The following is a 26,444-nucleotide window of genomic DNA, read 5'->3' as shown; positions in this document are numbered from 1 at the left end:
GCCGGGTGCGCCATATCATCCAAAAGCGGCGCGTTGGAAATGGGGCGGGCCGGCGGAACGCCGCCGCGCGACTTCAATTCGCCGCGGGCGGCCGGTAGCTCGCGATGTCGTCGGCCTTCAGCCAGCCCGGCGTGTTCGGCTTCAGCCCGACCTTGGCCCGCGCCGCGATCTGGCGCGCGGTGCCGTAATCTCCCGAGACGAAGGCGGCCTGCGCGGTGGCGAGATCGGCCTCCGGGAGCCGGTTCTTGCGCGCATAGGCGAGCGCCAGCTGGCGGTAGCCCTCGGCGTTCTTGTCGTCCCGCGCGACCGCCTTGGTGAGCTCCGGGATCGCCGCGTCGATCTGGCCGTCGGCGATCAGCGCCTGGCCGAGCATGGTCCGGATCAAGGGCGCGCCCGGCGCGAGCGCGACGGCCCGGCGCAGGGCGGGAATCGCCTGCTTCGGCCGGCCGTTCTCCAGATAGGCCTGCCCCTTCAGCTCATGGAAATACGGGTTCTGCGGCTGCGCGGAGATGAGGCCGTCGATCTGCGCCACCGCGCCCTGGAGCGGCGCGGAGCGATAGGTCGCGATCGCGCGGGCGTAGCGCGCCGGCAGGCTCTGGTCGCTCGGCGGGTAACGCCTGCCCACGCCGTCCGGCGTGTCCATGAAACCGAACAGCTTGGCCCGCATCAGATCGTGGCGCGCCTGGAGGACGGGCGAATCGGCGGTGTCGTAATAGGGACTCTTCTGCGCAAGCGCCTCGAGGTTCTGGATGCGGTCCTGCGGCATCGGGTGGCTCTGCGCGTACGGGTCGATGAACCGCCGCGAGAACGCGACCTGATCGGCGAAGCGCTTGAAGGTGACGAGCATGCCCTTGGCGGACTGCTTGGTCTTGGTGAGGTAGCTGACGGCCGCGCGGTCGGCGGCCTCCTCCTGCGTGCGCTGATAGCTGAGCAGGCTGCGGCGGATGATCTCCTGCGGTCCCATCACCGCGCCGAGCGCTGCGTCGCCCGCGCTGCGCGAGCCGCCGACCATCGCCGCGCCCACGGCGCCCGCGCCGAGCAGCATGGCCGCGATCGCCATGGTCTGCATGTTGTCGATCTGCTGCCGCATGCGGGCGAGGTGTCCGCCCGCGATGTGGCCGGTCTCGTGCGCCAGCACGCCGATCACCTCGTTCGGCGTCTTGGCGTCCATCAGGGCGCCGGCGTTGACGAAGATGCGCCTGCCGTCCGCCACGAAGGCGTTGAACTCGCGGGAGTTCACGATGGTGATCTCGACGACGCCCTCGCCGACGCCCGCGGCGCGGAAGATCGGCCGCATGTAGTCGCGCAGCAGGTCCTCGATCTCGGCGTCGCGGATGACCGGCAGGCCTCTGCCGCTCTGCGCCGCGGCGGGCGCGGGAAGTCCTGCGGCGAAGACGCCGCAGGCGACGAGCGCCGCGATGGCCCCGCGGACACGGGCGAGCGGGGTGCGGCGGTCGGCGCGTCGGGAGGTCATGCCGATCCTCATGCAGTCTTCGGTCGCGGGACACTAGGGGGGCGCGCGAGCGAGGGTCAACGTGGGACGGCGCCGTCCCCGCTTGCGGTTATGTCTATGGAAAAAACCCAGCCATGCGGCGCCGGGGGCTTTGCGCGGCGATCAAGCCGGGCTAACAGGTCCGCCAGCCTCAAACACGCCGCCGCCCGTCCCCCGGAAGGTCTTCCTCCGGCGGGTCGGCGTTCGTGCGTTTGCGGCGTTGTGGACAACGGGCCGCGGCGTCTCGCCGAATCGGCGGGCGCCCGTCTAGTGCTGAAGAGTCGTGCGGGAGCGTACGGCGCCCTGACGCGAAAGAGGATGGATGGCGCGCTACGTCTTCATCACCGGCGGGGTGGTCTCCTCCCTCGGCAAGGGTCTGGCCTCGGCCGCGCTCGGCGCGCTGCTGCAGGCGCGCGGCTATACGGTCCGCCTGCGCAAGCTGGACCCGTATCTGAACGTCGATCCGGGCACGATGAGCCCGACTCAGCACGGCGAGGTGTTCGTCACCGACGACGGCGCGGAGACCGACCTCGACCTCGGCCACTATGAGCGCTTCACCGGGCGGCCGACCTCGCTGCAGGACAACATCACGACCGGCCGGATCTATCGCGACATCATCGCGAAGGAGCGCCGCGGCGATTATCTCGGCGCGACCGTGCAGGTGATCCCGCACGTCACCGACGCCATCAAGGAGTTCGTCCTCGAGGGCAACGAGGATTACGACTTCGTCCTGGTCGAGATCGGCGGCACCGTCGGCGACATCGAAGGACTGCCGTTCTTCGAGGCGATCCGCCAGCTCGGCAACGACCTGCCGCGCGGCGACGCGATCTATATCCACCTGACGCTGCTGCCGTTCATTCCGAGCGCGGGCGAGCTCAAGACCAAGCCGACCCAGCACTCCGTCAAGGAGCTGCGCTCGATCGGCATTCAGCCCGACATCCTGCTCTGCCGCTGCGACCGGCCGATTCCGCCGGAGGAGCGTCGCAAGCTCGGCCTGTTCTGCAACGTCCGCGAGACGGCCGTGATCGAGGCCCGCGACGTCGACACCATCTACGAGGTGCCGGAGGCCTATCATCGCGAGGGCCTCGACACCGAGGTGCTGCGCGCCTTCGGGATCGAGCCCACGAACGCGCCCGACCTGTCGCGCTGGCGCGAGGTCACCCGCCGCGTCCGCCATCCGGAAGGCGAGGTGACGATCGCGATCGTCGGCAAGTACACGGGCCTGAAGGACGCCTACAAATCGCTCTACGAGGCGCTGGTGCATGGCGGCGTCGCCAACACCGTGAAGGTCAACGTCGACTGGATCGAGAGCGAGATCTTCGAGAACGAGGATCCGGCACCGTTCCTGGAGCATGTCCACGGCATCCTGGTTCCGGGCGGGTTCGGCCAGCGCGGGGCCGAGGGGAAGATCCGGGCGGCGACCTTCGCGCGCGAGCGCAAGGTTCCGTATCTCGGCATCTGCTTCGGCATGCAGATGGCCGTCATCGAGGCCGCGCGGAACCTGGCGGGCGTCAAGGAGGCGAACTCGACCGAGTTCGGGCCGACGCCGGAGCCGGTGGTCGGTCTCATGACCGAATGGACCCGCGGCAACACGCTCGAGAGTCGCGCCGCCGAAGGCGACCTGGGCGGCACGATGCGGCTCGGCGCGTACGAGGCCCGGCTCTCGCGGGGCTCCAAGGTGGCCGAGATCTACGGCTCCTACGACATCTCCGAGCGCCACCGGCACCGTTACGAGGTCAACACCGCCTATCGCGAGCGGCTTGAGGCGAACGGCCTGATCTTCTCGGGCATGTCGCCCGACGGGCTGCTGCCTGAGATCGTCGAGTACGCCGACCATCCGTGGTTCGTCGGCGTGCAGTTCCACCCGGAGCTGAAGTCGCGGCCGTTCGAGCCGCACCCGCTGTTCGCCTCCTTCGTCGAGGCGGCGCTGACACAAAGCCGGCTGGTCTAAGGCCCAGCCGGCGCGCTCGCTGTTCTCAGGCCTGCGCGACCAGGTGACCGCCCGCGCGGTCGTAGCGGATGAGCGCGGCCGGCGAGACGTGCACGCCCCCGACCCAATGGTCGACGCGGTTCAGGACGCGGTGGTCGGCGCGGCCCGCCAGCACCGCGCGGCCCGCCTTGGTCAGCCGAAGCGGCGCGCGCGCGAACTCCGCGTAGTGCTCGCCGACGGATCGCCGGTCGAGCCCCAGATAGGCCTGTGACGGGCCGGGCAGCCCCTCGATCAGCGGACGATCCGCAAAGGCGAGCCCGTCGAGCCGCCGGAAGAAGCTGGCGTCCCCGAGGAACTGGGCGTCTTCCTGCCGGGTCACGTCACGGAACAGCTCTCCGCTCGTGGCCTCTCCCTCGGCGAGACGATCGAGCGTGCGCTCCTCCGTGAGCGTCAGACCCCGCACGGGGTCGGGCAGCTCGGCGAGCAGCCGCCTCAGCGCCGGCCCAAGATGCGGCAGCGCTTCGACGTCGCGCTCGGCGAGCCCCGCGAGCGCATGCGGGGTCGGCGAGGTGAATGCGCTCCACGCCTCGCCGGCGAGCGCGAGCTGCTCTTCCGTCACCGGCTGGGCGGAGCCCGCGAGGCGGCGCATGGCGTCGGCGGGCTGCCGGCCGAGATAGTCGTCCGCCTGCACGAGATAGAGCCCCTCGAGCCGCCGCTCGGAGCGGAAGAAATCGAGGATCTGCAGGAGCTGCAGCTGGTCGTAGAGGTCGTGCTCCAGCCAGATCTCGATCCGCGGGAAGCAGGCGTGACGGCGGACGGTCGCGTCGCGTTCACGGAACTCCGCGCCCACCTCGTCCGCCGAGAGTCCGAGATCGGCCGCGATGAAGGCGGCGCGGATCGCCGACAGCCGCTCCAGGCCGCTGATCGCCGGCACCGGCCCGTCATGCAGAACGTCCCGCCATGGCAGAATCGAGCGGGCGACCCCGGCCTCCTCGAGGCGCACGGCCGCGCTGTCGCCATTGGTGATGACGAGCGTGTCGGTCCGGCTGGCGCCGTCAGTCTTCTGGGCCTTCATGGGGCAGTCTCCCGGCGACGGATCTAGTGTGTCCGGCGGCCGCGAATCTTTCTGCTTCGTGGGGCGTTTCCGGGGCGGCGCGCTCAGGAACCCGGGGGCTCAAGCGCTTCTCGGCGCGAGGCCTCTTTCGGGGCGGCGCCTCGCCGGTTTCGCGCCCCCGAAAGCCGCATTTGCGCCGCTTCCGGAAAGCTCACCCGCGCCCTCGGTATGGCGGGACGCCCTGGTCGGGAATCCAGAGGCCGGCCGGGGCAGGACCCGTCTGCCAGAACACGTCGATCGGAATGCCGCCGCGCGGATACCAGTACCCGCCGATCCGCAGCCAGCGCGGCGCGATCGCGGCGACGAGCCGCTTCCCGATCGCCACCGTGCAGTCCTCATGGAAGGCCCCGTGGTTCCGGAACGCGCCAAGGAACAGCTTCAACGCCTTCGATTCGACGAGCCAGTCGCCCGGCACATAGTCGATCACCAGATGCGCGAAGTCGGGCTGGCCCGTCACCGGGCAGAGCGAGGTGAACTCCGGCGCGACGAAGCGGGTGACGTAGTCCGTGTCGGCGTGCGGGTTGGGCACCCGGTCGAGCTGGGCTTCGTCGGGCGATGTCGGCAGCGGCGTCTGCTTGCCGAGCTGGAGATCGGTCATCTGTGTTCCCGGAGTGTCATTCGGCTCAAGCCGCCTCTCCGGCTTCCGGAGAAGGGCGCGTCTACGACGGATGTAGCGTCGCAGACGGCGTTCCGCGACTTTCACGTGTCGCACGGTTCCTTTAGAGGTGCGGCGCCGTCCACCGAACCCGGAGCCCTGCGCCCATGACCGCCATCGTCGACATCGTCGCCCGCGAAATCCTGGACAGCCGCGGCAATCCGACCGTCGAGGTGGACGTCACGCTCGAGGACGGCTCTCTCGGCCGCGCCGCCGTTCCCTCCGGCGCCTCGACCGGCGCGCATGAGGCGGTGGAGCTGCGCGACGGCGACAAGAAGCGCTACGGCGGCAAGGGCGTCACCAAGGCCGTCGACGCGGTCAATGGCGAGATCTTCGACGCCATCGGCGGCTTCGACGCCGAGGAGCAGGTCCAGATCGACGAGGCGCTGATCGCGCTCGACGGCACGCCGAACAAGGAGCGCCTTGGGGCCAACGCCATCCTGGGCGTCTCGCTGGCGGTCGCCAAGGCGGCGGCGGCCGCGAGCGCGGCGCCGCTCTATCGCTACGTCGGCGGAACCTCGGCGCGCGTGCTGCCCGTGCCGATGATGAACATCGTCAACGGCGGCGCGCACGCCGACAACCCGATCGACTTCCAGGAATTCATGATCATGCCGGTCGGCGCGGAGAGCTTCTCTGAGGCGCTGAGGACCGGCGCCGAGATCTTCCACGTGCTGAAGAAGCAGCTCAAGGACGCCGGCCACAACACCAATGTGGGCGACGAGGGCGGCTTCGCGCCGAACCTGAAGTCGGCCGAGGAGGCGCTCGGCTTCGTCATGAAGGCGATCGAGACGGCCGGCTACAGGCCGGGCGAGGACGTCTTCCTGGCGCTGGACTGCGCCTCGACCGAGTTCTTCAAGGACGGCAAGTACGTCTACGAGGGGGAGGGCGCGACCCGCGACCCGCAGGCGCAGGCGCGCTACCTCGCCGACCTGGTCTCCAAGTACCCGATCGCCTCGATCGAGGACGGCATGGCCGAGGATGACTGGGAAGGCTGGAAGGCCGTCACCGAGCTCTGCGGGAGCAAGACCCAGCTCGTCGGCGACGACCTGTTCGTCACCAACGTGGCGCGGCTTTCGGACGGCATCCGGCAGGGCGTCGCCAATTCGATCCTGGTCAAGGTCAACCAGATCGGCTCGCTGACCGAGACGCTCGCGGCGGTCGATATGGCCCATCGCGCCGGCTACACGGCGGTGATGAGCCACCGCTCGGGCGAGACCGAGGACTCGACGATCGCGGACCTCGCCGTCGCGACCAATTGCGGGCAGATCAAGACGGGCTCGCTCGCCCGCTCCGACCGGGTCGCCAAGTACAACCAGCTGCTGAGGATCGAGCAGGAGCTCGGCTCCACCGCGAGGTATGCGGGCAGGGCGGCGCTGAAGGCGCTGGCGTGAGGCGCCGCCCGGCCTTCTCCGCGACATAGACGCCGCCGGGCGCCGGCGCCATCTTGGCTGCATGCAGTGGACCGACGACGGCCTGATCCTCGGCGTGCGGCGGCACGGCGAGACCTCCGTGGTGCTGGAGCTCTTCACGCGCGCGCACGGTCGGCATCTGGGGCTGGTGAGAGGAGGGCGCTCGCGCAAACTCCAACCCGCCCTCCAACCCGGAAACACCGTGCGGGCGACGTGGCGGGCGCGCCTTGAGGACCATCTCGGGGCGCTCGCGGTCGAGCCGCTGTCTGCGCGAGCGGGGCGGCTGATGGAGCGGGCGGACGCCCTGCACGGCGTCGGGCACCTCGGCGGGCTCCTGCGCCTCATTCCCGAGCGCGACCCGCACGAGGCGCTCTACGAAGCGGCGGAGGTCGTGGCCGATCATCTAGACGATCCGACCAGCGCGCCGGCCCTTCTGGTCCGCCTGGAGCTCGCGGTGCTCAGCGAACTCGGCTTCGGCCTCGATCTTTCCAGTTGCGCCGCGACCGGCGGCGTCGAGGACCTGATCTATGTCTCGCCAAAGTCCGGCCGCGCCGTCGGCCGCGAGGCGGGCGCGCCCTATGCGGAGAAGCTGTTCGCGCTGCCGCCCTTCCTGGTGGCGGGCGGCGCGAACGCCTCGCCCACCGCGGCCGACGTGGCGGCGGGCTTCGCGCTTACCGGCTACTTTCTCGACACGCGCGTCTGGGGGCCCAGAGGGATGAGACCGCCCGATTCGCGGGCCGCCTATCTGGCCCTGCTGCAGCGCGCGGCGTGAGGGTCAGGCTCCGACGCGGCCGGCGAAGTCCTGGATGAACTGCCAGGCGACGCGGCCCGACCGCGAGCCCCGGGTGGTCGCCCATTCCAGGGCCTCGCGGCGCAACTCCTCGGGCGCCGCCTTCAGCCCGAAATGCTCGGCGTAGCCGTTCACCATCGCCAGGTACTCGTCCTGGCTGCAGCGATGGAAGCCGAGCCAGAGGCCGAAGCGATCCGACAGGGAGACCTTCTCCTCCACAGCCTCGCCGGGATTGATGGCCGTCGAGCGTTCGTTCTCGATCATCTCGCGCGCGAGCAGATGGCGGCGGTTCGAGGTCGCGTAGAACAGCACGTTGTCGGGCCGCCCCTCGATTCCGCCGTCGAGCACCGCTTTGAGAGACTTGTAGGAAGTGTCCTCCAGGTCGAAGGAGAGGTCGTCGCAAAACAGCAGGAACGGGAAGGGCGCGGGCCTGAGCAGCCCCATGAGGATCGGCAGCGTCTCGATATCCTCGCGGTGGATCTCGATGAGCTTGAGCTTCGGCTGGCCCTCGGCCTCGAGCGCCGTGGCGACGGTCGCATGGGTCGCCTTGACGAGAGAGCTTTTGCCCATGCCCCGCGCGCCCCACAGCAGCGCGTTGTTCGCAGGCTTGCCGCGAGCGAAGCGGAAGGTGTTGTCGAGCAGCTGGTCGCGGACGCGATCAATCCCCTTCAGCAGCACCATGTCCACTCGGGAAACCTTGGCGACGGGCGAAAGCCTGCGCTCGGGCGCCTGCCACACGAAGGCGTCGGCGACCGTGAAGTCAGGCGCTTCGGCGCGCGCGGGCGCAATGCGCTCCAGCGCGACGGCGATCCGCGCCAGCAGCGCGTCGCGCGTGTCGGTCGCCGGCATCGAATAGAACGGATCGGACAAGGCGCTGGTCTCTCTGCGATCGCAGCGCTCGGCACCAGCGCTGCCGGTGCGGTGGTAAAGGGGCGGCTCTTCGGCGTCCACCGGCGCCGGCGTCGGAGAGGGCCTGCGTCGACGTCATGTCCGACCAAAGACGCAGTCGGCATGCCGCGCCGACGCGTGATTTGATTTCACCGGGACCGTGGCTATAGTCCGCGCGCTTTCGCCGGGGCCCTGCTTCGGCGGCGTTCCCCAAGGTTGAAGCCGGCTCTTCAGAGCGAGGCGGAAGACCCCGCCATCGGAGCTCTCATGTTCATCACCCCCGCCTTCGCCCAGACGGCCACGGGATCCGCTCCCGGCGGATCGGAGTTCCTTATCCAGCTCCTGCCGTTCGTCCTGATCTTCGTGATCATGTGGTTCCTGATCCTGCGTCCGCAGCAGAAGCGGGCGAAAGAGCATCGGGAGATGATCAAGAATGTGCGCCGGGGCGACACGATCGTCACGTCAGGCGGCCTGATCGGCAAGGTGAGCAAGGTCACCGACGACGCTGAGGTGCAGGTCGAGATCGCAGACAACGTGCGGGTCCGCCTGGCGCGCGGCATGATCGCCGAGGTTCGCACCAAGGGCGAGCCCGTCAAGACCGAGGCCCCCTGACGCTCGACGTCAGTCTGCCGGCAGAAGGGCTTTCGGCGCTCCATGCTCTACTTTTCAACCTGGAAGACGGTCGCAGTCCTCGCGCTGTGCGCCCTCGGAATTCTGTTCGCGCTGCCTAACGTCCTGCCGCAGTCGGTGCGCGACAAGTACCCCAGCTGGTTCCCGGCGAGGACGGTCGTGCTCGGCCTCGATCTGCAGGGGGGCTCGCAGCTCCTTCTCGAGGTCGACGGCGAGGCGCTGCGCAGGTCGCGCCAGATCGCCCTTCAGGAGGACGTGCGCCGCGTCCTCCGCGAGGCCCGAATCGGAACCACTTCGATCCAGCTGAACGGGAACACCGTCTCGGCGACCCTTCGCGATCCCGCCCAGAAGGTTCTCGCGCTCGAGAAGCTCCGCACGCTCGCGACCCCGGTCGGCACGACGCTGTTCGGCGGGTCCGGGCCGGTGGAAGTCGACATTTCTTCGCCGAGCGACCGCGTCGTGGCCGCGACCCTCACCGAGGCCGCCCTTCAGGCGCGCATTCGTGCGGCGGTCGACCAGTCCTTGCAGATCGTGGACCGGCGCGTGAACGAGCTCGGAACGGTCGAGCCCTCGATCCAGCGCGAAGGCGCGGACCGCATCCTGCTTCAGGTGCCGGGTCTTCAGGATCCGCAACGGCTCAAGGACCTTCTCGGCCAGACCGCAAAGCTCGAGTTCCGCCTCGTCGACCTGTCGATGCCGGCCGAGCAGGCCGCCGCCGGACGGCCTCCGGAGGGCACGGAGGTGCTGCAGGAAGATCGCGGCGGCGGACAGACCACGCCGATCCTCGTCGAGAGGCGCGTGCTGGTGTCCGGCGAAGACCTCACCGATGCGCAGGCGGGCTTCAGCTCCCAGACCAACGAGCCCATCGTCAATTTCAAGTTCAACACCAAGGGCGCTCGCGCCTTCGGCGAGGTGACGCAGGCGAATGTCGGCAAGCCCTTCGCCATCGTGCTCGACAACAAGGTGATCTCCGCGCCGCGTATCAACGAGCCGATCACCGGCGGCCAAGGTCAGATTTCCGGCAATTTCACGGTCCAGAGCGCCAACGATCTCGCCGTGCTGCTGCGCGCCGGCGCGCTGCCCGCCCCGCTCACCGTGATCGAAGAGCGGACCGTCGGCCCCGGCCTCGGCCAGGACTCGATCGACGCCGGCACGCGGGCGACCTGGTACGCGGCGCTCTTCGTCGTGGTCTTCATGTTCGCGACCTACGGCGTGTTCGGCTTCTTCGCGAACATCGCGCTGGCGATCCACGTCATCTTCATCTTCGCGCTGATGTCGCTGCTTGGCGCGACGCTGACGCTGCCCGGCATCGCCGGCATCGTGCTGACGATCGGGACGGCGGTCGATTCCAACGTGCTGATCTATGAGCGCATCCGTGAGGAGTACCGCGCCGGCCGCAACATGGTGTCTGCGATCGACGCTGGCTTCCGTCACGCGTTCGCTGTCATCTTCGACTCGAACTCGACCATGGCGATCGCCGCGATCATTCTGTTCATGCTCGGCTCCGGGCCGGTGCGCGGCTTCGCCGTCGTCTTCCTGCTCGGCATCCTGACGACGGTCATCACCGCCGTGACGATGACGCGCATGATGATCGCCGTCTGGTACCGCCGCACGCGGCCGCAGACCATGCCGTTCTGACGGAGCCAAGCGAGATCCATGCGCCTCATTCGTCTCTTCCCCGACGACAGCAAGTTCCGCTTCGTGCGTTGGCGCGTGCTGAGCTACCCGTTCTCGGCCGCGATCTCCGTCATGACCATCGTGCTGTTCGTCACGATGGGGCTGAACTTCGGCATCGACTTCACCGGCGGCACCCTGATCGAGATCCAGGCCAAAACCGGCAAGGCTGACCCCGGCGTCGTCCGGGCTCTCGCGCAGAGCTTCGAAGTCGGAGACGTCGAGGTCCAGGAAATCGGGTCGGCGGGCGATATCTCCGTCCGTTTCCGCACCCAGCCCGGCGGCGAGGCGGCGCAGAGCGCGCTCGTGCAACGAGCCCGCGCAGCCTTCGAGAAGGACTACAATATCCGGCGGGTCGAGACCGTCGGGCCACGTGTCTCAGGCGAACTGGTTCAGTCCGGCACGCTGGGCGTGGTCCTCGCGATCTTCGCGGTCATGGCCTACCTCTGGTTCCGCTTCGAGCTGCAGTTCGCGATCGGGGCGATCATCGGCACGATGCACGACATCGTCCTCACCCTCGGCTTCTTCGTGATCACGCGCGAAGAGTTCAACATGACCTCGATCGCCGCGATCCTGACGATCGTCGGCTACTCGCTGAACGAGACCGTGGTCGTGTTCGACCGCACGCGCGAACTCCTGCGCAAGTACAAGAACCTTCCGACCCCAGAGCTGCTGGACCTGTCGATCAACTCGACCATGTCGCGCACCGTGATGACGGCCACGACCACGGCGCTGTCTCTGCTCGCGCTCGTCCTGTTCGGCGGCCAGGCGATCCAGGGCTTCGCCAACGTGATGCTCTTCGGCGTCGTCATCTGCACCTACTCGGCGATCTTCGTGTCGAGTCCGATGCTGATCTACCTCGGCGTGAAAACCTCAGCGCGCGCCGCCGCCGACGACAAGGCGGAGGCCGCCGCGAAGGCGGCCGCCATCTCGCGCCGGCCGGCCTGAGGCGACGTCGACCGGGGAAGGCGCCTGCCGCAATCGCGGCGGCGCCTTTATGTCCAGTCACATCGGTGGAGCCAGTCGCCTCATGTCTTTCTCCGAGGACGAACGCCACCTCCCCGGCCGCTTCGCGATCGACGCTTATGGCGACGGCGGCTTCCGCTTCGGCGATCTCTCTCACCGTGGATCATTGCTGGCGCTGCCGTCCGGCATGTGGGCGTGGCGCTGCGGCTCCCCGACCGATCTCGACGCTGCCGCGTTCGAACGTGTGCTTCAGGAAGCCGAGGCGATCGACACGCTTCTGATCGGCACGGGCGCCGATCTCGCGCCGCTCAAGCGCGACCTGCGGCAGGCGCTCCGTGAGGCGGGAATGGTGGTCGAGGTGATGGCGACCGGTGCCGCCGCGCGCACCTGGAACGTGCTGATCGCCGAAGAGAGGCGGGTGGCTGCGGCGCTGCTCGCGGTCGCATGAGCGAGACCGGCGTGCCGCCCGCGATCGCCGGCGACCCGATCGCCTCGCTGGTCCGCGAGGCGGACTTCGACCGTTACGCCTCAGCGCTGTTCACGCCCGCAGAGGCGCGCGCGCATCTTCTGGCGCTCTACGCCTTCGACGCCGAAGTCGCGCGGGTGCGTGGGCTGGTCAGCGATCCGATGGTCGGCGAACTCCGCCTGCAGTGGTGGCGTGACGCGCTGAACGACCCGGAGCGCGCCGACGCCGTCGCGCATCCCGTCGCGCGGGCGCTCGAAGGCGCGATCCGGCATGGCCGGCTGCCGCGACAGGCGCTGCTCGACCTCATCGACGCCCGCGCGGACGATCTGTACGACGACCCGATCGCCACGCTGGCCGACTTAGAGGGGCGCATCGGTGCGACGTCGTCAGTCGTGCTGAGGCTCGCTTCGCTGATCTGCGCGGAAGGCGCAGACCCGGGCGGCGCCGAAGCGGCCGGGTTCGCCGGCGTCGCGCAGGGCCTCGCCAGGCTCCTCCGCCGGCTGCCGCGCAGCCAGATGCTGTTGCCGATCGACCGCATGGCCGCCCACGGCGTCACCCGCGAGGACCTTTCTGAGAGCAGAGCGAGCCCCGAGCTTTCTCGCCTCGCCGCCGAGCTGCGCGATCTGGCGCGGCGCCGGCTGGCCGAGGCGCGAAGCGCGGCTGCGGCCGTGGATCCCGTCGCCGCGCCAGCTTTCCTGCCGGTCGCGCTCGTCGCTGGCGACCTCGACCGGCTCGACCACGCTGATTCACCGCTCGCTCCGCCGCCGGAACGCGCCCGCTGGCGACGCCTGCTGCGGCTCTGGCGCGCGAGCCGTCGAACGCCGTCCTTCTGAGCGCCCTCAGAGCTGTTCGAGGGTGGCGGTCGAGGCCTCGTCGTCCAGCGCGGCGAGCAACGGCGCGGCCCCCTCGAGCGCCGGCAGGATGTCCTCCACGCGCTTCACGACGAGGTAGGGCAGGGCGAGCCCCTGCCTCAGGAAGCCGTGCTCGGTCATGTGATCGAGCAACGTGAGCAGCGGTGACCAGAAGCCGAACAGGTCGGCGATCAGGATCGGCTTGTCGTGTCGGCCGAGCTGCGCCCAGGTCAGCTGCTCGACAAGCTCCTCCAGCGTTCCAATCCCGCCCGGCAAGGCGACGAACGCGTCGGACCGTTCGAACATCAGCCTTTTGCGCTCGTGCATGTCGGCGGTGACAAGCAACTCCTGCACGTCGCCGAGCATGACCTCGCGCTCGACGAGGAACTGCGGGATGATCCCGGTGACCCGCCCGCCGGCGTCGAGCGCGGCCCGTGCCACGGCCCCCATGAGGCCGATGTTTCCGCCGCCATAGACGAGCCCCACGCCCGCCTCCGCAAGCGTCCTGCCAAGATCCTCGGCCGCAGCCATGTAGTCGCGGCGCCCGCCGGGGCTGGAGCCGCAATAGACGCAGACATTTCTGATCTGATTCATTTGTCGAGCTGGCCCGGCCGGCTTGCTTGCGGCCAAGGCGCGATCCTTTCAGCGTTTGCCATACAGATAGTGTGCATCGAGCCCGGTTCCCTTGTAGGAGAGTCGAATTGAACCCTCTGTGACGGTGTGCTTCTGCCATGGCGATGGACCCTGCGGTCAGGAACGGCTTCGCGATCGGTTTCGCGGTCGTGGCCGGGCTCGTCGCCCTCTATGCGTGGCGGGAAGGCGGACTGAGCCGCCTGGGCGCCGGGCCCGAAGGGCCGGGCGAACTGAGCGCGCCGCAGGCGTCCCGCGATCCCGCCCCGAAAGCAGAGGCGAGGCCTGAGGCCCGGTCAGAGCCGCCGGCTGCTCGGCAAGACGCTCCGGCTGAAGCGACGCCCCCGGAACGACCCGCAGCACAGAGGGCGCCTTCGGCGCCGGCTCCGGATCAATCATCCGCCGGCGCCCCGGCAAGCGCGCCAGCTCCTGCGGCCCCGGCCCTGCGCGCGGCTGATCGCGGGCCGGCGACGTCCGGGACGTTCGATGTCGTGCGGGTCGAGCCTTCGGGCGATCTCGTGGTCGCCGGCCGGTGCTCCGGACCCTGCGACGTCGAGCTTCTCGCGAATGGGCGGCCGCACGGCGGCGCAAAGGCGGACGCCCAAGGCCGGTGGGCCATGACGCCGCCGACGCTTGCGCCGGGAGACTATCACCTGGCGTTGCGAACCCGCGGAGCGGATGGGAGCGAGCAGGTTTCCGAGCAGACCGTCACCGTCTCGGTGCCACGGCGTCCTTCGCGGGATGTGGTCGTCGTCCTGAACGATCCGAATGCGCCATCCCGGATCCTGCAGAAGCCTGGCCCGACTGTCGCCGCCAGCGCGGAACCCGCGACGGCAGGCCCGCAGTCCTCGCCCGCCGCGGCGCCTTCACGGCTTTCGATCGGCGCGGTGGACGCGGAAAGCGGCCGGTTTTTCGTGCAGGGGGCCGCGCCTCAGGGCGCGAGCCTGCGCATCTACCTCAACGGCGCCCTGGTGGCGCAGGCGGTCGCGGGTGAAGACAGCCGTTGGTCGCTCCGGGTCGAGCGCGGCCTGAGCCCGGGCGATTACACGGTCCGGGTGGACCGGGTCGAGAACGCGGCCGGCAAGGTGGCGGAGCGCGCAGAGGCGCGCTTCACCTATGAAGCCCCGTCGGCGGCCGCTGAGGAGAACCCGCAACCTGACCGCACGAGCGCGAGCGCGACTCCGCAGCGCGCTGTGGCTACGCCGTCGGCCTCCGGGGAGGGGGCCTCGGAGCCGAATCCCGCAACGCGTGCGTCCGGGTCCAGCCCTGCGACGAGAGGCGAGGCGGCAGCGGCGGACGCCGCCAACCCGGTGATAGCCTCGCTCGAAACGGTCAAGGTGCGCCGCGGCGACAGCCTCTGGCGCATCTCGCGCACCGCCTATGGGCACGGCCGCCGCTACACGGTGATCTTCGAGGCGAACGACGGCCAGATCCGCAATCCCAACCTGATCTACCCCGACCAGGTCTTCGTCCTTCCCTCCGAACCGCTCAGCCCATCCGCCGCCCGCTGACGGCCGCGACCTTGCCGCGACCGTCGATGCGACTTACGTGCGGGGCGCTCATGACAACAGTTTCCAAGCAGTTCCGGCATGGCGGCGCCCGTCGCGGATCGTCGCCATGGTGAGGCGACGGCGCGACGGCGGTCCGGCGGAGATGACCGCCGGCGGGTTCGCTTTCTTTCAGACGATCCGGCGGCTCCAGGCGTTCATCTGGCCGAGCGACAGGCCGGACCTGAAGCGGCGCATCGCGATCGCGATCGTGCTGCTGGTTCTGACCAAGGTCATCACGGTCCTCGTTCCCTACGGCTTCAAGTTCGCGACCGACGCGCTCACGCTGTCCGCGACGGGCGGCGTCCCCGCGACCGATGACGGCTGGCGGAGCTACGTGCTCGCGGCGCCGATCGCGATGGTCCTCGCCTACGGCCTTGGCCGCATTCTGATGGTGGCGCTGGCGCAGGCACGCGACGGCATCACGGCGCCTGTCGTGATGCACGCCGTCCGCCGGCTGTCGCTGCTGGTGTTCCGCCACATGCACCGGCTGAGCCTGCGGTTCCATCTGGCGCGGCGCACCGGCGCGGTCAGCCGCGTGGTCGACCGCGGCCGGCTCGCGATCGAGACCCTGACCCGCACCGCGCTGCTCACCGTGGTCCCCACGATCCTGGAGTTCGCGCTGGTGCTGGGCGTGCTCGCCTGGCAGTTCCGCGCCGCCTATTCGGGCGTCGTGGCGGCGATGGTCGCGCTCTACCTGGTCTTCACCTACTTCGCGACGGAGCGGCGCATCGGGTTCCGCCGGGTCCTCAACGAGAACGACACGGACGCCAGCTCGAAGGCCATCGACAGCCTGCTCAACTACGAGACCGTCAAGTATTTCGGCAATGAGGCTCGCGAAGCGGATCGCTACGACCGGTCGATGGCCGGGTACGAGAAGGCGGCGATCCGCACCTACACCTCTCTCGCCTGGCTGAACGCCGGGCAGGCGCTGATCTTCTCGGTCGGGTTGACCATCTGCATGATCATGGCGGTCGCCGACATCCAGGCCGGCCGGAACACGATCGGCGATTTCGTGCTGATCAACGCCATGATGATCCAGCTCTATGTTCCGCTGAACTTCATGGGGTTCGTCTATCGCGAGATCAAACTCGCCGTCGCGGATCTCGAGGCGATGTTCCGGCTGCTGGAGCAGTCGCCCGAGATCCAGGATCGTCCCGACGCAAGGCCGCTGGTGGTGACGGGCGGCACGATCCGCTTCGAGAACGTGCGCTTCGCCTACGATCCGGAACGCCAGATCCTGAAGGACGTCAGCTTCGAGGCGCCAGCCGGCAAGACGGTCGCGATCGTGGGGCCTTCGGGCGCCGGGAAGTCGACGATCTCCCGGTTGCTGTTCCGGTTCTACGACGTCCAGTCCGGCCGCATCACGATCGATGGCCAGGACATCCGCGCCGTGACGCAGACGTCCTTGCGCGACGCCATCGGCATGGTGCCGCAGGACACCGTGCTGTTCAACGACACCGTCCGCTACAACATCCGCTACGGCCGCTGGGACGCCACGGACGAAGAGGTCGAGCGCGCCGCCGAGCTCGCGCAGATCGACGGCTTCATCCGCCTGCTCCCGAAGGGCTACGAAACGGAGGTCGGCGAGCGGGGACTGAAGCTTTCCGGAGGCGAGAAGCAGCGCGTCGCGATCGCGCGGACCATCCTCAAGGGGCCGCCCCTGCTGATTCTCGACGAGGCGACCTCCGCGCTCGACAGCGCGACCGAAAAGGACATCCAGGACGCCCTCGAGACGGTATCCCGAGGCCGCACCACAATCGTGATCGCGCATCGGCTGTCCACGATCGTCGCCGCCGACGAGATTCTTGTGCTCGAGGCCGGCGAGATCGTCGAGCGCGGGTCGCATTCGGATCTGATGGCGAAGGGCGGTCTCTATGCCAGCCTCTGGAACCGTCAGCGCGAGGCGGATCAGGCGCGGGAGACGCTGGCGCGCGTGGGGGAAGCAGCCGCGATCGCTACCGCGCATCCGGAAGGCGACGGCCGCGACGACGACGATCCGGAGCCGCCCGGCGACGAAGACGAGCCGCGTGACGCGGCCGAATAGGACGCCGACTGGCTGGCTTGGTTCCCGCGCAGCGATCGCGTAAGACCTGCCGCCATGGCCCTTGATGATGTCACCAAATCGATCCGCAGCGCGATGGTTCCTATCCATCGCGAGGGACGCCCGTTCATCGCGATCTTCGCGATCGTCGCTTTCATCCTGTTCCTGATCTGGCAGCCGCTCGGCTGGATCGGCGTGGGCGCGACGATCTGGTGCGCCCTGTTCTTCCGCGATCCGAACCGGGTGACGCCGATCCGCGACGGGCTGGTGGTCAGCGGAGCGGACGGCACGGTCTGCGACGTGAACCCCGCCGTCCCGCCTGCCGAGCTCGGGCTGGGCGCCGAGCCGCTGCCGCGCGTCGCGGTGTTCATGAACGTGTTCGACGTGCACGTGAACCGCGCGCCAATCGCCGGGCGCGTCACGCGCGTGGCCTACACGCCGGGCAAATTCCTCAACGCCGACCTCGACAAGGCGAGCGAGGACAATGAACGCAACGGCCTCGTGATCGAATCCCTGCGGGGTCGCATCGGCGTGGTGCAGATCGCCGGGCTGGTCGCCCGCCGGATCGTCTGCTTCGTACGGGAGGAGGACTCGCTCGCGGCCGGCGAACGCTTCGGCCTGATCCGCTTCGGCAGCCGGGTCGACCACTACCTGCCGGCCGGCGCGACGCCGCTGGTCGGGGTTGGCCAGAAGACGATCGCCGGCGAGACGATCATCGCAGATCTCGCCGCTGCGCCCGAGACCCGGGCCTTCGCGAAGGGCTGAGAATGGACCTGTCACCCGGCCAGGACGCCCACTCTCCCGCGGCTCCGATCCAGAAGCGGCGCGGTCTGCGCAGCGTCCCGCTGAGGCTGCTGATCCCCAACTTCGTGACCCTGCTGGCGCTGTGCGCCGGGCTCACCGGAATCCGCATGGCGCTTGAGGGCCGGCTCGAGCTCGCGGTCTACCTCGTGGTGCTCGCGGCCGCTCTCGATGGGGTGGATGGCCGGCTGGCCCGCCTCCTGAAGGGCACATCGCGCTTCGGCGCCGAGCTCGACAGCCTCACCGACTTCGTGAACTTCGGCGTCGCGCCGGCGCTGATCCTCTACTTCTGGGGCCTGAACGGCCTCGGGAACATCGGGTGGATCGGCTCGCTCGTGTTCGCGATCGCCGGCGCGCTGCGGCTGGCTCGTTTCAATGTCGCGCTCGACGATCCGATGAAGCCGTCATGGGCGGGGGCCTTCTTCACAGGCGTTCCGGCGCCGGCCGGCGCGATCTCGTCCCTGCTGCCGATCTATCTCGGCTTTCTCGGCTTCCCGCGGACGCCGCTCGGCGAGCCGGTGGTGCTCGCTTACGTCATCGGCATCGCCCTGCTGATGGTGAGCCCGTTCCCCACATGGTCGGGCAAACAGCTCGGCTCTCGGATCAACAGGGCCTACGTCGCCCCGGCGCTGATCGCCGGCGCGTTGTTCGTGACCCTCCTGATCGGATATCCGTGGCTGGTGCTCACCGCCCTGACGCTGGGTTACCTCGGCACGCTGCCTTTCGCATTCATGCATCACCGGCGGCTTGTCGCGCAGGACAAGGCGGCCGCCGCCAAGGCCGCGGGCTGACAGGCGGTCAGTCCCGGGCGAGCCCGCAGGCTGCGACCCGCGCGCCGAGCGGCGCATCCGGATAGGCGCTGCGCAGGAGCCGCAGCGCCTCGGACGGCGACTGCGGTCGGGTGCGGGCGAGAAAGGCGCGCATCTCGGCGACGGAGTCATTCGGCTCCGGCAAGCCGTGGGGCAGCTTGTTCGAAGTCTCGCGGAACGCGGCGGCAGCGGACGGCATCGGCAGAGTCCTTGCAGCTTTGCGTGAAGAAGACGCTAGGCTGTCGTGGTTAATGAGAGCTTAAGGCCAGCTCGGCGATTCGGCAGCTACTCAGAAGAGCAGGATGACGAAGACCGACGCTTCTCCGGACACCCCGAAGACGCGCTGTCAGAACGCAGCCGTCATCGGAACTGTTCCTCTCGTCATCGAGGAATGATCATGCAAATCCGCTCCCCCGGCGCCCCCGAAATTGGCAGTTCGCTTTGACGATGCTGTGGAGGTGGTTCTGGCTTGCGCTCGCCTGTGCGGGCCTTGCGTCTGCATATGCCCACGCAGCGCCCCCGGGTCGCGCGCAGGTGGAGGCTGAGTTTCAGTCCTGGCTCGGTGCGACGGTGAGACCCGCCGCGCTGAAGGTCGGCGTGTCAGCGAACACGTTCGATCGGGCGATAAGAGGCCTCACGCTGGATTGGAGTCTGCCCGATTTGGCGCCCCCCGGCGCGCCCCCGCACAGCGCTCCTCAGCGCCAGCCTGAATTCGCCGATCCTGGTCGGTACGTGGCCGAGCCGAACTTCGCGGCGCTTTCGGCCGAAGGGCGCGTCGAGCTCAAGCGATGGAGCAAGACGCTGGACGCCGTGGAGCGCCGCTTTGGCGTGCCCCGCGAGATCGTCGTGGCGATATGGGCGCGGGAATCGCGCTTCGGACGCGCCAAGATCCCGAACGTCGCGATCCGCGCGCTCGCGACCGAGGCCTTCATGGGCGCTCGCAAGGAACAGTTCTTTCCCGAGCTGATCGCCGCGCTGAAGATCCTGGAGGGCGATCACATCCCGCTCGAGGAGATGAAGAGCTCCTGGGCTGGCGCGATGGGCCAGCCTCAGTTTCTGCCGTCGAAATACCTGGACAACGCCGTCGACATGGATGGCGACGGGGCAAGGGACATCTGGAAGTCGGTTCCGGACAGCCTTGGCTCGATCGCGAATTATCTCCGGCGCCACGGCTGGGCGCCGGGTCGGCGCTGGGGGGCGGAGGTCGACCTGCCGGAGTCCGTTCCCTGCACCCTCGAGGGACCGGACCAGGGCAAGACCGTAGCGGAATGGACGAAGCTGGGGGCGCGGGCGAAGGACGGCGCGCTCCCGGGAGCCCCGGATGCGACGCTGCACCTGATGACGCCGGCGGGCCGCACGGGCCCGGCCTTCCTCGTCTCGAAGAACTTCTATGTCCTCAAGGAATACAACGAGTCCGACCTCTACGCGCTGTTCGTCGGCCATCTGGCGGATCGGCTGAAGGGCGGAGCCCCGATCCAGGGCAAGTGGACCACGCCCAAGGGAGTGGGACGTGCCGAAATAGCCGCGATGCAGCGGCGGCTGGAGGCGCGAGGGCATGACGTCGGGACCGCCGACGGACTCATCGGCTTCAGGACCCGCGTGGCCGTCGGCCGCTGGCAGGCGGGCCAGGGCAGGGCGCCGACCTGTTTCCCCGACGCCGGCGACGTCAGGGCGATCGGCCGTTAGCCTCTTCTTCGCGCGCCGCCCGTCGACCGGCGGCGCGCGGCATGCCAGATTTTACGCCGGCGCCCGCCGCCGGAAGCCGGAGACCGCCCGCAAAGGGCGGCGCGTGAAGGAGGAATGTTCCGATGATGAGAGTTATGACGCGCGCGTTGCGCGCGCTTGGGGCCGCTGCGCTGCTTGCGGGCGCGTCCCAAGCCTCCGCCGCCGACTTCCCGACGCGGCCGATCACGATGATCGTGCCCTTCGCCCCGGGCGGCTCGACGGACCTCGTGGCGCGCCTCGTCGCCGCCAAGATGGGCGAGACGCTGAAGCAACAGGTCCTGGTCGAGAACCGCGGGGGCGCAGGCGGCAATCTGGGCGCGGCGGCCGTCGCGAAGGCGGATCCGGACGGCTACACGATCCTGATGGGGACCGTCGCGACCCACGCGCTCAATCCCGCGCTCTACAAGCGCATGCCCTATGACGCCGCGAAAGATTTCGCGCCGATCTCGCTGCTCGCCATCGTGCCGAACGTTCTGGTCGTCAATCCGAACTTCCCGGCGAAGTCGGTCCCCGAGCTGGTCGAGATGCTCAAGAAGGAGCCCGGCAAGTACGCTTACGCGTCCTCCGGCAACGGGACTCCGCTGCATCTCTCGGGCGAACTGTTCAAGAAGATCGGCGAGGTGGACATGATCCACATTCCCTACAAGGGCGCAGGTCCGGCGCTGGTCGACGTGATCGCCGGCCAGGTGCCGATCATGTTCGACAACCTTCCGTCCTCGACGGAGCACATCAAGTCCGGCCGGCTGCGCGCGCTCGGCGTGACCACCGCCACCCGCGCCCCGTCGTTCCCAGACGTGCCGACGATCGCCGAGGGTGGCCTCGCGGGCTACGACACCTACACGTGGAACGCTCTGTTCGCGCCGGCCGGCACGCCGAAGGAGGTCATCGACGCCCTCAACGCAGCCGCCAATCAGGCGGTCGCCGACCCGACCGTGAAGGCGAAGCTCGCCGACTTCAGCGCGACCGTGGTCGGCTCCACCCCCGAGGCGCTGGGCGAGCACGTCCAGAAGGAACTCGCGAAATGGGCGCCGATCGTGAAGGAGTCCGGCGCGCAGATCGACTGACGCAGAAAGGGCGGCGCCATGCGGCGCCGCCCTTTTTCAGAACTCGTGGGAGCGGACGACTCAGAACCAGCCGCCGCGTCGACGCTCGTACCAGCGCCGGTCGTCCTCCTGCATCGCGTAGCAGATCGCCGCGATGACCCCGACGCCGACCGCAAGACCAAGCAGGGACAAGCCCGGATTGTTTCGGACCGCCGTTCCGGCGCGCCGCCCATAGTACAGCGCGCTGTCGCCCGCGGCGTGGAGGGCGTCCACGCCCTCGTCATAGACGGTGCTGGCGGAGTCGCTGACCGAGCGGGCCATCGAGCGGGCCCGGTTCCGGGCCGCCCTGGCGCGCTCGGCGCTGAGCTCGCCCACCCGCTCGGCAAGATCAGAAACGGTCGCTCTGAGCTCGGACAGCTGAGAGCTGGCGTCGTGGCTCATCGCGCTCGGGCTCATCTTCCTGTCCACCATGATCGATCCTCGCAAAGGTTCGTGGCGGAAAACCCGCCGATCGCTTGTACAACGTGCCCGCCAAGAGGGGGTTCCGCAGCGCGGCACATTCCGCCGCTCACGAAGGATCAAGCCGGCGCTTGCTTCGGCGGGTGGAAGCCGCGAGGAAGGACCATGGCCGATTGTCCGGGCGTGCTTCACCTCGCAGCGATGGCCGACGGCGCGCTCGCACGGATTCGGGCGCCCGGCGGGCGGCTCAGCGCGGCCCAGGCGCGCGCGACGGCGGGAGCCGCGGCGACGCTCGGCTCCGGGGTCATTGATCTCACCAGCCGCGCCAATCTCCAGATTCGCGGGATGCCCGAAGGAGCCGGCCCGGCTCTCGCCGCCAGGCTCTCCGCCGCAGATCTGTTCGTGGAGGGGCCTGCCGATCGGCGGCGCAACATCCTCCTCGATCCCTTCTCGGGCCTTGATCCCGAGGAGGTTCGCGACATGCGACCGATCACGGCGTCGCTCGACGAAGGGCTCAGATCCGCGTCCTGGATCGGCGCGCTCTCGCCCAAGTTCTCCTTCGTTCTCGACGGGGGCGGCCGGTCAGCCGTCGCGGCGATCTCGTCAGACGTGTCCTGCCGGGCCGCGGCTCAGGGGACGATGATCATCGCCGCGGGGGACGTGCTCGTCGAAGCGGCGGACGATCAGTCTTGCGTGGCCGCGCTGCTCGCAATCGCGCAGACCGCCGCCGCTGCCGGGCCGCAAACCCGGACGCACGACCTCGATCCGAGGATTTTGACGTCCGCGTTGCAGGCCGTCCCCGGCGTTCGGCAGGCGCCGGAGCCGTTGGCCACGCGGGAGCTCACGCCGCGGCTTGGTCTGGTCCCCCAGCGCGGCTCGGAACGGGTCGCGCTCAGCCTCCCGGTCCCGGTCGGCAGGCTCGACGTAGCCATGCTCGAATGGCTCGCCGACGTGACGGCGCTGGACGGGGAGGGCTGGCTGGCGCTGGCGCCGTGGTCCGCTGTCGTCATCTTCGGCATGTCCCATGCCGTGGCCGAGGCGAGGCTCGCTCAATCCGTCGGCCGCGGCTTCACGCCGCTCGGCGTCGCCGAACGTCTGACGGTCGTCGCCTGCGCCGGCTCGGGCGGTTGCAGCCGGGCGCGCGAGCCGGCCAAGGAACTCGGCCGCGAGGTCCTGGAGTTGGCGGCGGCGGAGCCGTGGCGGCTGCCGCCGGCTGCCGTCCGGGTGCATCTTTCCGGTTGCCCAAGGGGCTGCGCAGGCGCCGCGACGGCCGATCTGCTCCTGCTGGGCGCCGAAGAGTCTCCGGGCTGGAGCGCGCATCGAGCCGCGTCTCCCCGCGCGCCGGGGGAACCCGTCGACCGCCGCGGCGCAGTCAGTGCGCGAGACGTTTTCGAGCTTCTCGCGCACAGAGGCCGCTAGGCGGTTCGCCAAGGAATGCCTTGCCATGCGGCGGGGGTCCCGTCACAAGGCTGTCGCGAAATTGAAGCGGGCGCGATGGACTACATCAGGGACGGGGCCGAAATCTATCGCCGCTCTTTCGCGACGATCCGGGCGGAGAGCGACCTCTCCGGCCTCCCGGAGGACGTCGCAGGCGTCGTGGTCCGCATGATTCATGCCTGCGGCATGACGGACCTGCCCGCCGACATCCGCTTCGACGCGACGGTCGTGGACGCTGCGCGCGGGGCTCTTCAACGCGGCGCGCCGATCCTCTGCGACGCCAAGATGGTGGCGTCCGGCGTCACCCGGTCGCGGCTTCCGGCGGACAATCAGGTCATCTGTCTCCTCGACGATCCCGCCACTCCGCGCCTTGCCACGGAGCTCGGCACGACACGGTCCGCCGCGGCGGTCGAACTCTGGCGCGACCGGATCGAGGGCGCGGTCGTCGCCGTCGGCAACGCTCCCACGACGCTGTTCCACCTGCTCGGCCGACTGGACGAGGGCTGGCCAAAGCCCGCGGCGATCGTCGGCCTTCCGGTCGGCTTCATCGGGGCGGCGGAGTCGAAGGACGAGTTGGCGCGGAACCCGCGCGGCGCGCCGTTCATCACGCTGCTCGGCCGGCGCGGCGGCAGCGCGATGACCGTCGCAGCCCTCAACGCGCTGGCGGATCCCCGCGAATGACGCCCGGCAGGCTTTCCGGCGTCGGCGTCGGCCCGGGCGATCCGGAACTCCTGACCCTCAAGGCGCTTCGGCTGATCCAGGAAGCGGACGTCATCGCCTATCCGGTGGCGAAGCGCGGTGACGGCGTCGCTCTGTCGGCGGCGCGGCCGCATCTGCGGCCGGATCAGCAGCTCCTGCCTCTCGTCTATCCGATAACGGCGAGCCCCGAGGCGGACCTGCCCTCGTATCCTGAGGTCATGCGCGCGTTCTATGACCGCAGCGCGGATGAGATCGCCTCGCTGCTCGACGCCGGCCGCAACGTCTGCGTGCTCTGTGAGGGCGACCCGTTCTTCTATGGCTCCTTCATCTACTGGCATGCGCGGCTGAACGACCGTTACGAGACGACCGTCACGCCCGGCGTGTCCTCGGTGATGGCGGGGCCGGTCGCGCTCGGACGGCCCCTGTGCCTGCGGAAGGACACCGTCACGGTCATTCCCGGGACCCTGCCACCCGAAGAGCTCACCCGGCGGCTCGCCGCGGCCGACGCGGCCGTCGTGATGAAGCTCGGGCGGACCTTCGGAAAGGTCCGTGCGGCGCTCGAGGCGGCCGGGGCGCTCGATCGCGCCTTCTATGTCGAGCGCGCCAGCCAAGCAGGGGAGCGCACGATGCGGGCCGCGGAAGTCGATCCGGCCTCCGTGCCATACTTCTCCATCGTCGTCGTGCCGAGCCGCGAAACGCCGTGAGCCGTCCCGCGATCATCGTCTTCAATGTGTCCGGGGTCGCGACGGCGCGGCGCGCGGCGGACGCTGTTTCGGGCGAGACGTTCGGACTCGCCGGCCGCGTCGACCAGGTTGACCGCACATTCGAGGATTCGAGCGCGCTCGTCGCGGAGCTCTTCCGGGCCGGCCGCCCGATCGTGGGCGTCTGCGCCGCCGGCATCCTGGTGCGCCTGGTCGCGCCGCTGCTGCAGGACAAGCGCGCGGAGCCGCCGGTGCTGGCGGTCAGCGACGACGGCGCACTGGTCGTGCCGTTGCTGGGCGGCCTCGTCGGCGGAGACGCGCTCGCCCGGTCGCTCGCGAATGCGCTGGGCGGAACGGCGGCGATCACGGGCGCGGGCGCCCGGCGCTTCGGCGTCATTCTGGAGGCGCCTCCTGAAGGCTATGTCCTCGCCAATCCCGACGACGCGAAGTCCGTGACCGCGCGGCTCCTTGCAGGAGAGCGGGCGCGGCTGGAGGGCGGCGCCCCCTGGATTCGCGACTCGGACCTGCCCCTCGACGCCGAGGGAAGGGTGCTGTTGCGCGTCGACGCATCCGCAACGGCTGCGCCGGCTGAGGGACTGCTCTACCGGCCGAAGGTCGTTCTGGCCGAATTCAACAGGCCCGACGAAGCCACGCTTGTGCGTCTCGACGAAGCGCTTGCGAGGCTTGAGATCGCGCCGGAGGCGCTGGCGCTCGCCACGGCCCCGGAAGGCGCTCCGATCCACCACAGGTTCGTGGAGCGGCTTGCGGAGCGGGGCATCCCGCTCCGCGTCGTCGCGTCGCGGATCGAGCAGGGCGAACTTCTCCACGGTGAGCCGGGGCTGCGGATTCATCGGTTCGCGGAGCCGGTTTCGCCGGACGCCTTCGGGCGCGCGCTGGGCCGCGTGACGGTGGTCGGATTGGGGCCGGGCGAGCGCGACTGGCTGACGCCGGAAGCTTCGGCCGCGCTCGACCGCGCCAGCGATCTCGTCGGTTACGAGGTCTATCTCGCCATGGTCCCGGAGAGGCCCGGCCAGCGCCGGCATGGCTCCGACAATCGGGTGGAGATCGAGCGGGCCCGGGCCGCGCTGGTGCTCGCCGGACAGGGCCGGGAGGTGGCGGTCGTCTCCTCCGGCGACGCCGGCATCTTCGGCATGGCGGCGGCCGTCATGGAGGCGCTCGCCGCAGAGCCCGCGCGCTGGCCGAACGTCACCGTCGAGGTGGCGCCCGGCGTGTCGGCCATGCAGGCCGCCGCGGCCCGGCTCGGCGCGCCGCTCGGCCACGATTTCGCAGTGATCTCGTTGTCGAACCTTCTCAAGCCCTGGGAAATCATCGCGAAGAGGCTCGAAGCCGCAGCGCGCGCGGATTTCGTCCTCGCCCTCTACAATCCGACCTCACGCAGCCGCCAGCCGCAGTTCGAGGCCGCGCTCGACGTGCTCAGGCGGCATCGCGCGCCCGAGACCGTCGTGGCGCTCGCCCGCAACGTCGGGCGGGAGGGCGAGAGCCTGACGATCATCACGCTCGGCGCGCTCGACCCGAACGACGTGGACATGCGCACCCTCGTGCTTGTCGGATCGTCGCGCAGCCGCGTGTTCGCGCGCGCCGACGGACGGCCCTGGATGTTCACGCCCCGCGTCTACGAGGCCGCGCCAGCGTCAGAGACGCAGGAGCCACTGGCGCTGTAGGG

Annotated in this window: 25 protein-coding genes; 18 read left to right on the top strand and 7 right to left on the bottom strand. The window is 69.5% G+C overall.

From position 1 onward, the window contains the following. Nucleotides 1–73: 73 nt before the first annotated feature. A complete protein-coding gene (locus tag GGR24_RS05335) occupies nt 74–1,474 on the bottom strand; it encodes a M48 family metalloprotease (RefSeq protein ID WP_183394198.1) in 1,401 nt (466 codons plus the stop codon). 340 nt (nt 1,475–1,814) lie between these two features. Between GGR24_RS05335 and pyrG the strand changes: the two genes are divergently transcribed. Then, a complete protein-coding gene (gene pyrG / locus GGR24_RS05330; RefSeq protein WP_183394197.1) occupies nt 1,815–3,443 on the top strand; it encodes a CTP synthase in 1,629 nt (542 codons plus the stop codon). Nucleotides 3,444–3,468: 25 nt separating this feature from the next. Here pyrG and GGR24_RS05325 read toward each other — a convergent pair whose 3' ends face one another. Beyond that, nucleotides 3,469–4,497, bottom strand: a complete 1,029-nt coding sequence (locus tag GGR24_RS05325; protein WP_183394196.1) for a hypothetical protein — start codon at nt 4,495–4,497, stop codon at nt 3,469–3,471. 190 nt (nt 4,498–4,687) lie between these two features. Then, a complete protein-coding gene (queF, locus tag GGR24_RS05320) occupies nt 4,688–5,134 on the bottom strand; it encodes a preQ(1) synthase (protein ID WP_183394195.1) in 447 nt (148 codons plus the stop codon). 164 nt (nt 5,135–5,298) lie between these two features. Here queF and eno point away from each other — a divergent pair, with 164 nt between their 5' ends. Then, nucleotides 5,299–6,582 carry a phosphopyruvate hydratase gene (gene eno, locus GGR24_RS05315; RefSeq protein WP_183394194.1) on the top strand — a complete coding sequence of 428 codons (1,284 nt, stop codon included), beginning with the start codon at nt 5,299–5,301 and terminating at the stop codon, nt 6,580–6,582. Between the two features lie 61 nt (nt 6,583–6,643). Continuing rightward, on the top strand, nt 6,644–7,372 hold the full coding sequence (gene recO / locus GGR24_RS05310) for a DNA repair protein RecO (protein ID WP_183394193.1): 729 nt from the start codon (nt 6,644–6,646) through the stop codon (nt 7,370–7,372). Nucleotides 7,373–7,375: 3 nt separating this feature from the next. Here the strand turns inward: recO and GGR24_RS05305 are convergent, their stop codons facing one another. After that, nucleotides 7,376–8,239 (bottom strand): ATP-binding protein, encoded by an 864-nt coding sequence (locus tag GGR24_RS05305; RefSeq protein ID WP_183394499.1) that lies wholly within the window; start codon nt 8,237–8,239, stop codon nt 7,376–7,378. Nucleotides 8,240–8,545: 306 nt separating this feature from the next. Here GGR24_RS05305 and yajC point away from each other — a divergent pair, with 306 nt between their 5' ends. The 5 genes from yajC (at nt 8,546) to GGR24_RS05280 (ending at nt 12,847) form a co-directional block, all read left to right on the top strand. Then, nucleotides 8,546–8,890, top strand: a complete 345-nt coding sequence (gene yajC, locus GGR24_RS05300; protein ID WP_183394192.1) for a preprotein translocase subunit YajC — start codon at nt 8,546–8,548, stop codon at nt 8,888–8,890. Nucleotides 8,891–8,932: 42 nt separating this feature from the next. Next, nucleotides 8,933–10,546: a protein translocase subunit SecD gene (gene secD, locus GGR24_RS05295; RefSeq protein ID WP_183394191.1), complete on the top strand. Its 1,614-nt coding sequence runs from the start codon at nt 8,933–8,935 to the stop codon at nt 10,544–10,546. A gap of 18 nt (nt 10,547–10,564) precedes the next feature. After that, nucleotides 10,565–11,530: a protein translocase subunit SecF gene (secF, locus tag GGR24_RS05290; protein ID WP_183394190.1), complete on the top strand. Its 966-nt coding sequence runs from the start codon at nt 10,565–10,567 to the stop codon at nt 11,528–11,530. A gap of 82 nt (nt 11,531–11,612) precedes the next feature. Then, a complete protein-coding gene (locus GGR24_RS05285; RefSeq protein WP_183394189.1) occupies nt 11,613–11,996 on the top strand; it encodes an Mth938-like domain-containing protein in 384 nt (127 codons plus the stop codon). Continuing rightward, complete coding sequence (locus GGR24_RS05280) at nt 11,993–12,847, top strand: phytoene/squalene synthase family protein (protein WP_183394188.1); 855 nt, start codon at nt 11,993–11,995, stop codon at nt 12,845–12,847. The genes GGR24_RS05285 and GGR24_RS05280 overlap by 4 nt, the downstream gene beginning before the upstream one ends. Nucleotides 12,848–12,853: 6 nt before the next feature. On the opposite strand, the gene GGR24_RS05275 is transcribed toward GGR24_RS05280, so the two are convergent. Beyond that, complete coding sequence (locus GGR24_RS05275) at nt 12,854–13,459, bottom strand: LOG family protein (protein WP_183394187.1); 606 nt, start codon at nt 13,457–13,459, stop codon at nt 12,854–12,856. A 653-nt stretch (nt 13,460–14,112) separates the two neighbouring features. Here GGR24_RS05275 and GGR24_RS05270 point away from each other — a divergent pair. The 4 genes from GGR24_RS05270 to GGR24_RS05255 all read left to right on the top strand — a co-directional run bounded on the left by GGR24_RS05270 (nt 14,113) and on the right by GGR24_RS05255 (nt 18,678). Then, entirely contained in the window at nt 14,113–15,006 is an 894-nt protein-coding gene (locus tag GGR24_RS05270; RefSeq protein ID WP_183394186.1) for a LysM peptidoglycan-binding domain-containing protein, read from the top strand. A 106-nt stretch (nt 15,007–15,112) separates the two neighbouring features. Beyond that, on the top strand, nt 15,113–17,089 hold the full coding sequence (locus GGR24_RS05265; protein ID WP_183394185.1) for an ABCB family ABC transporter ATP-binding protein/permease: 1,977 nt from the start codon (nt 15,113–15,115) through the stop codon (nt 17,087–17,089). A gap of 54 nt (nt 17,090–17,143) precedes the next feature. Beyond that, nucleotides 17,144–17,851: a phosphatidylserine decarboxylase gene (locus GGR24_RS05260; protein WP_183394184.1), complete on the top strand. Its 708-nt coding sequence runs from the start codon at nt 17,144–17,146 to the stop codon at nt 17,849–17,851. A 2-nt stretch (nt 17,852–17,853) separates the two neighbouring features. Next, a complete protein-coding gene (locus tag GGR24_RS05255; protein ID WP_183394183.1) occupies nt 17,854–18,678 on the top strand; it encodes a CDP-alcohol phosphatidyltransferase family protein in 825 nt (274 codons plus the stop codon). A gap of 7 nt (nt 18,679–18,685) precedes the next feature. On the opposite strand, the gene GGR24_RS05250 is transcribed toward GGR24_RS05255, so the two are convergent. Beyond that, nucleotides 18,686–18,895: a hypothetical protein gene (locus tag GGR24_RS05250; protein ID WP_183394182.1), complete on the bottom strand. Its 210-nt coding sequence runs from the start codon at nt 18,893–18,895 to the stop codon at nt 18,686–18,688. A 248-nt stretch (nt 18,896–19,143) separates the two neighbouring features. Between GGR24_RS05250 and GGR24_RS05245 the strand changes: the two genes are divergently transcribed. Both GGR24_RS05245 and GGR24_RS05240 read left to right on the top strand, forming a co-directional pair. After that, on the top strand, nt 19,144–20,382 hold the full coding sequence (locus GGR24_RS05245) for a lytic murein transglycosylase (protein ID WP_183394498.1): 1,239 nt from the start codon (nt 19,144–19,146) through the stop codon (nt 20,380–20,382). Nucleotides 20,383–20,504: 122 nt separating this feature from the next. Continuing rightward, nucleotides 20,505–21,485, top strand: coding sequence for a Bug family tripartite tricarboxylate transporter substrate binding protein (locus GGR24_RS05240; protein ID WP_428978213.1), 981 nt, complete (start codon nt 20,505–20,507; stop codon nt 21,483–21,485). A gap of 60 nt (nt 21,486–21,545) precedes the next feature. Here GGR24_RS05240 and GGR24_RS05235 read toward each other — a convergent pair whose 3' ends face one another. Continuing rightward, nucleotides 21,546–21,935 carry a hypothetical protein gene (locus GGR24_RS05235; RefSeq protein WP_183394181.1) on the bottom strand — a complete coding sequence of 130 codons (390 nt, stop codon included), beginning with the start codon at nt 21,933–21,935 and terminating at the stop codon, nt 21,546–21,548. 153 nt (nt 21,936–22,088) lie between these two features. Between GGR24_RS05235 and GGR24_RS05230 the strand changes: the two genes are divergently transcribed. From GGR24_RS05230 to cobJ, 4 genes are all read left to right on the top strand, one after another. Further along, the gene (locus GGR24_RS05230) at nt 22,089–23,342 is read left to right on the top strand and encodes a hypothetical protein (RefSeq protein ID WP_183394180.1); all 1,254 of its coding nucleotides are present in this window, start codon (nt 22,089–22,091) and stop codon (nt 23,340–23,342) included. A 75-nt stretch (nt 23,343–23,417) separates the two neighbouring features. After that, nucleotides 23,418–24,041: a precorrin-8X methylmutase gene (locus tag GGR24_RS05225; RefSeq protein ID WP_183394179.1), complete on the top strand. Its 624-nt coding sequence runs from the start codon at nt 23,418–23,420 to the stop codon at nt 24,039–24,041. Then, nucleotides 24,038–24,763, top strand: a complete 726-nt coding sequence (locus tag GGR24_RS05220; RefSeq protein WP_183394178.1) for a precorrin-2 C(20)-methyltransferase — start codon at nt 24,038–24,040, stop codon at nt 24,761–24,763. Before GGR24_RS05225 ends, GGR24_RS05220 begins: the two co-directional genes overlap by 4 nt. Continuing rightward, entirely contained in the window at nt 24,760–26,442 is a 1,683-nt protein-coding gene (gene cobJ, locus GGR24_RS05215) for a precorrin-3B C(17)-methyltransferase (RefSeq protein WP_183394177.1), read from the top strand. The genes GGR24_RS05220 and cobJ overlap by 4 nt, the downstream gene beginning before the upstream one ends. The last annotated feature ends 2 nt before the right edge of the window (nt 26,443–26,444 follow it).

The sequence above is a fragment of the Hansschlegelia beijingensis genome (assembly GCF_014196425.1).
Taxonomy (GTDB): Bacteria; Pseudomonadota; Alphaproteobacteria; order Rhizobiales; family Methylopilaceae; genus Methylopila; species Methylopila beijingensis.
The sequence above is the reverse complement of the archived record's forward strand: the minus strand, read 5'-3'. Positions and strand labels throughout refer to the sequence as shown.

What these genes read in the sequence shown, in the direction of transcription:
- pyrG (WP_183394197.1), top strand. Translation starts at nt 1,815, where the DNA reads ATGGCGCGCTACGTCTTCATCACCGGCGGGGTGGTCTCCTCCCTCGGC.
- GGR24_RS05275 (WP_183394187.1), bottom strand. Translation starts at nt 13,459, where the DNA reads ATGAATCAGATCAGAAATGTCTGCGTCTATTGCGGCTCCAGCCCCGGC.
- GGR24_RS05245 (WP_183394498.1), top strand. Translation starts at nt 19,144, where the DNA reads ATGCTGTGGAGGTGGTTCTGGCTTGCGCTCGCCTGTGCGGGCCTTGCG.
- GGR24_RS05305 (WP_183394499.1), bottom strand. Translation starts at nt 8,239, where the DNA reads ATGCCGGCGACCGACACGCGCGACGCGCTGCTGGCGCGGATCGCCGTC.
- secF (WP_183394190.1), top strand. Translation starts at nt 10,565, where the DNA reads ATGCGCCTCATTCGTCTCTTCCCCGACGACAGCAAGTTCCGCTTCGTG.
- GGR24_RS05240 (WP_428978213.1), top strand. Translation starts at nt 20,505, where the DNA reads ATGATGAGAGTTATGACGCGCGCGTTGCGCGCGCTTGGGGCCGCTGCG.
- GGR24_RS05335 (WP_183394198.1), bottom strand. Translation starts at nt 1,474, where the DNA reads ATGACCTCCCGACGCGCCGACCGCCGCACCCCGCTCGCCCGTGTCCGC.
- GGR24_RS05225 (WP_183394179.1), top strand. Translation starts at nt 23,418, where the DNA reads ATGGACTACATCAGGGACGGGGCCGAAATCTATCGCCGCTCTTTCGCG.
- GGR24_RS05280 (WP_183394188.1), top strand. Translation starts at nt 11,993, where the DNA reads ATGAGCGAGACCGGCGTGCCGCCCGCGATCGCCGGCGACCCGATCGCC.
- queF (WP_183394195.1), bottom strand. Translation starts at nt 5,134, where the DNA reads ATGACCGATCTCCAGCTCGGCAAGCAGACGCCGCTGCCGACATCGCCC.
- GGR24_RS05260 (WP_183394184.1), top strand. Translation starts at nt 17,144, where the DNA reads ATGGCCCTTGATGATGTCACCAAATCGATCCGCAGCGCGATGGTTCCT.
- GGR24_RS05325 (WP_183394196.1), bottom strand. Translation starts at nt 4,497, where the DNA reads ATGAAGGCCCAGAAGACTGACGGCGCCAGCCGGACCGACACGCTCGTC.
- eno (WP_183394194.1), top strand. Translation starts at nt 5,299, where the DNA reads ATGACCGCCATCGTCGACATCGTCGCCCGCGAAATCCTGGACAGCCGC.
- recO (WP_183394193.1), top strand. Translation starts at nt 6,644, where the DNA reads ATGCAGTGGACCGACGACGGCCTGATCCTCGGCGTGCGGCGGCACGGC.
- yajC (WP_183394192.1), top strand. Translation starts at nt 8,546, where the DNA reads ATGTTCATCACCCCCGCCTTCGCCCAGACGGCCACGGGATCCGCTCCC.
- GGR24_RS05235 (WP_183394181.1), bottom strand. Translation starts at nt 21,935, where the DNA reads ATGGTGGACAGGAAGATGAGCCCGAGCGCGATGAGCCACGACGCCAGC.
- GGR24_RS05285 (WP_183394189.1), top strand. Translation starts at nt 11,613, where the DNA reads ATGTCTTTCTCCGAGGACGAACGCCACCTCCCCGGCCGCTTCGCGATC.
- GGR24_RS05250 (WP_183394182.1), bottom strand. Translation starts at nt 18,895, where the DNA reads ATGCCGTCCGCTGCCGCCGCGTTCCGCGAGACTTCGAACAAGCTGCCC.
- GGR24_RS05220 (WP_183394178.1), top strand. Translation starts at nt 24,038, where the DNA reads ATGACGCCCGGCAGGCTTTCCGGCGTCGGCGTCGGCCCGGGCGATCCG.
- GGR24_RS05255 (WP_183394183.1), top strand. Translation starts at nt 17,854, where the DNA reads ATGGACCTGTCACCCGGCCAGGACGCCCACTCTCCCGCGGCTCCGATC.
- GGR24_RS05265 (WP_183394185.1), top strand. Translation starts at nt 15,113, where the DNA reads ATGGTGAGGCGACGGCGCGACGGCGGTCCGGCGGAGATGACCGCCGGC.
- GGR24_RS05230 (WP_183394180.1), top strand. Translation starts at nt 22,089, where the DNA reads ATGGCCGATTGTCCGGGCGTGCTTCACCTCGCAGCGATGGCCGACGGC.
- secD (WP_183394191.1), top strand. Translation starts at nt 8,933, where the DNA reads ATGCTCTACTTTTCAACCTGGAAGACGGTCGCAGTCCTCGCGCTGTGC.
- GGR24_RS05270 (WP_183394186.1), top strand. Translation starts at nt 14,113, where the DNA reads ATGACGCCGCCGACGCTTGCGCCGGGAGACTATCACCTGGCGTTGCGA.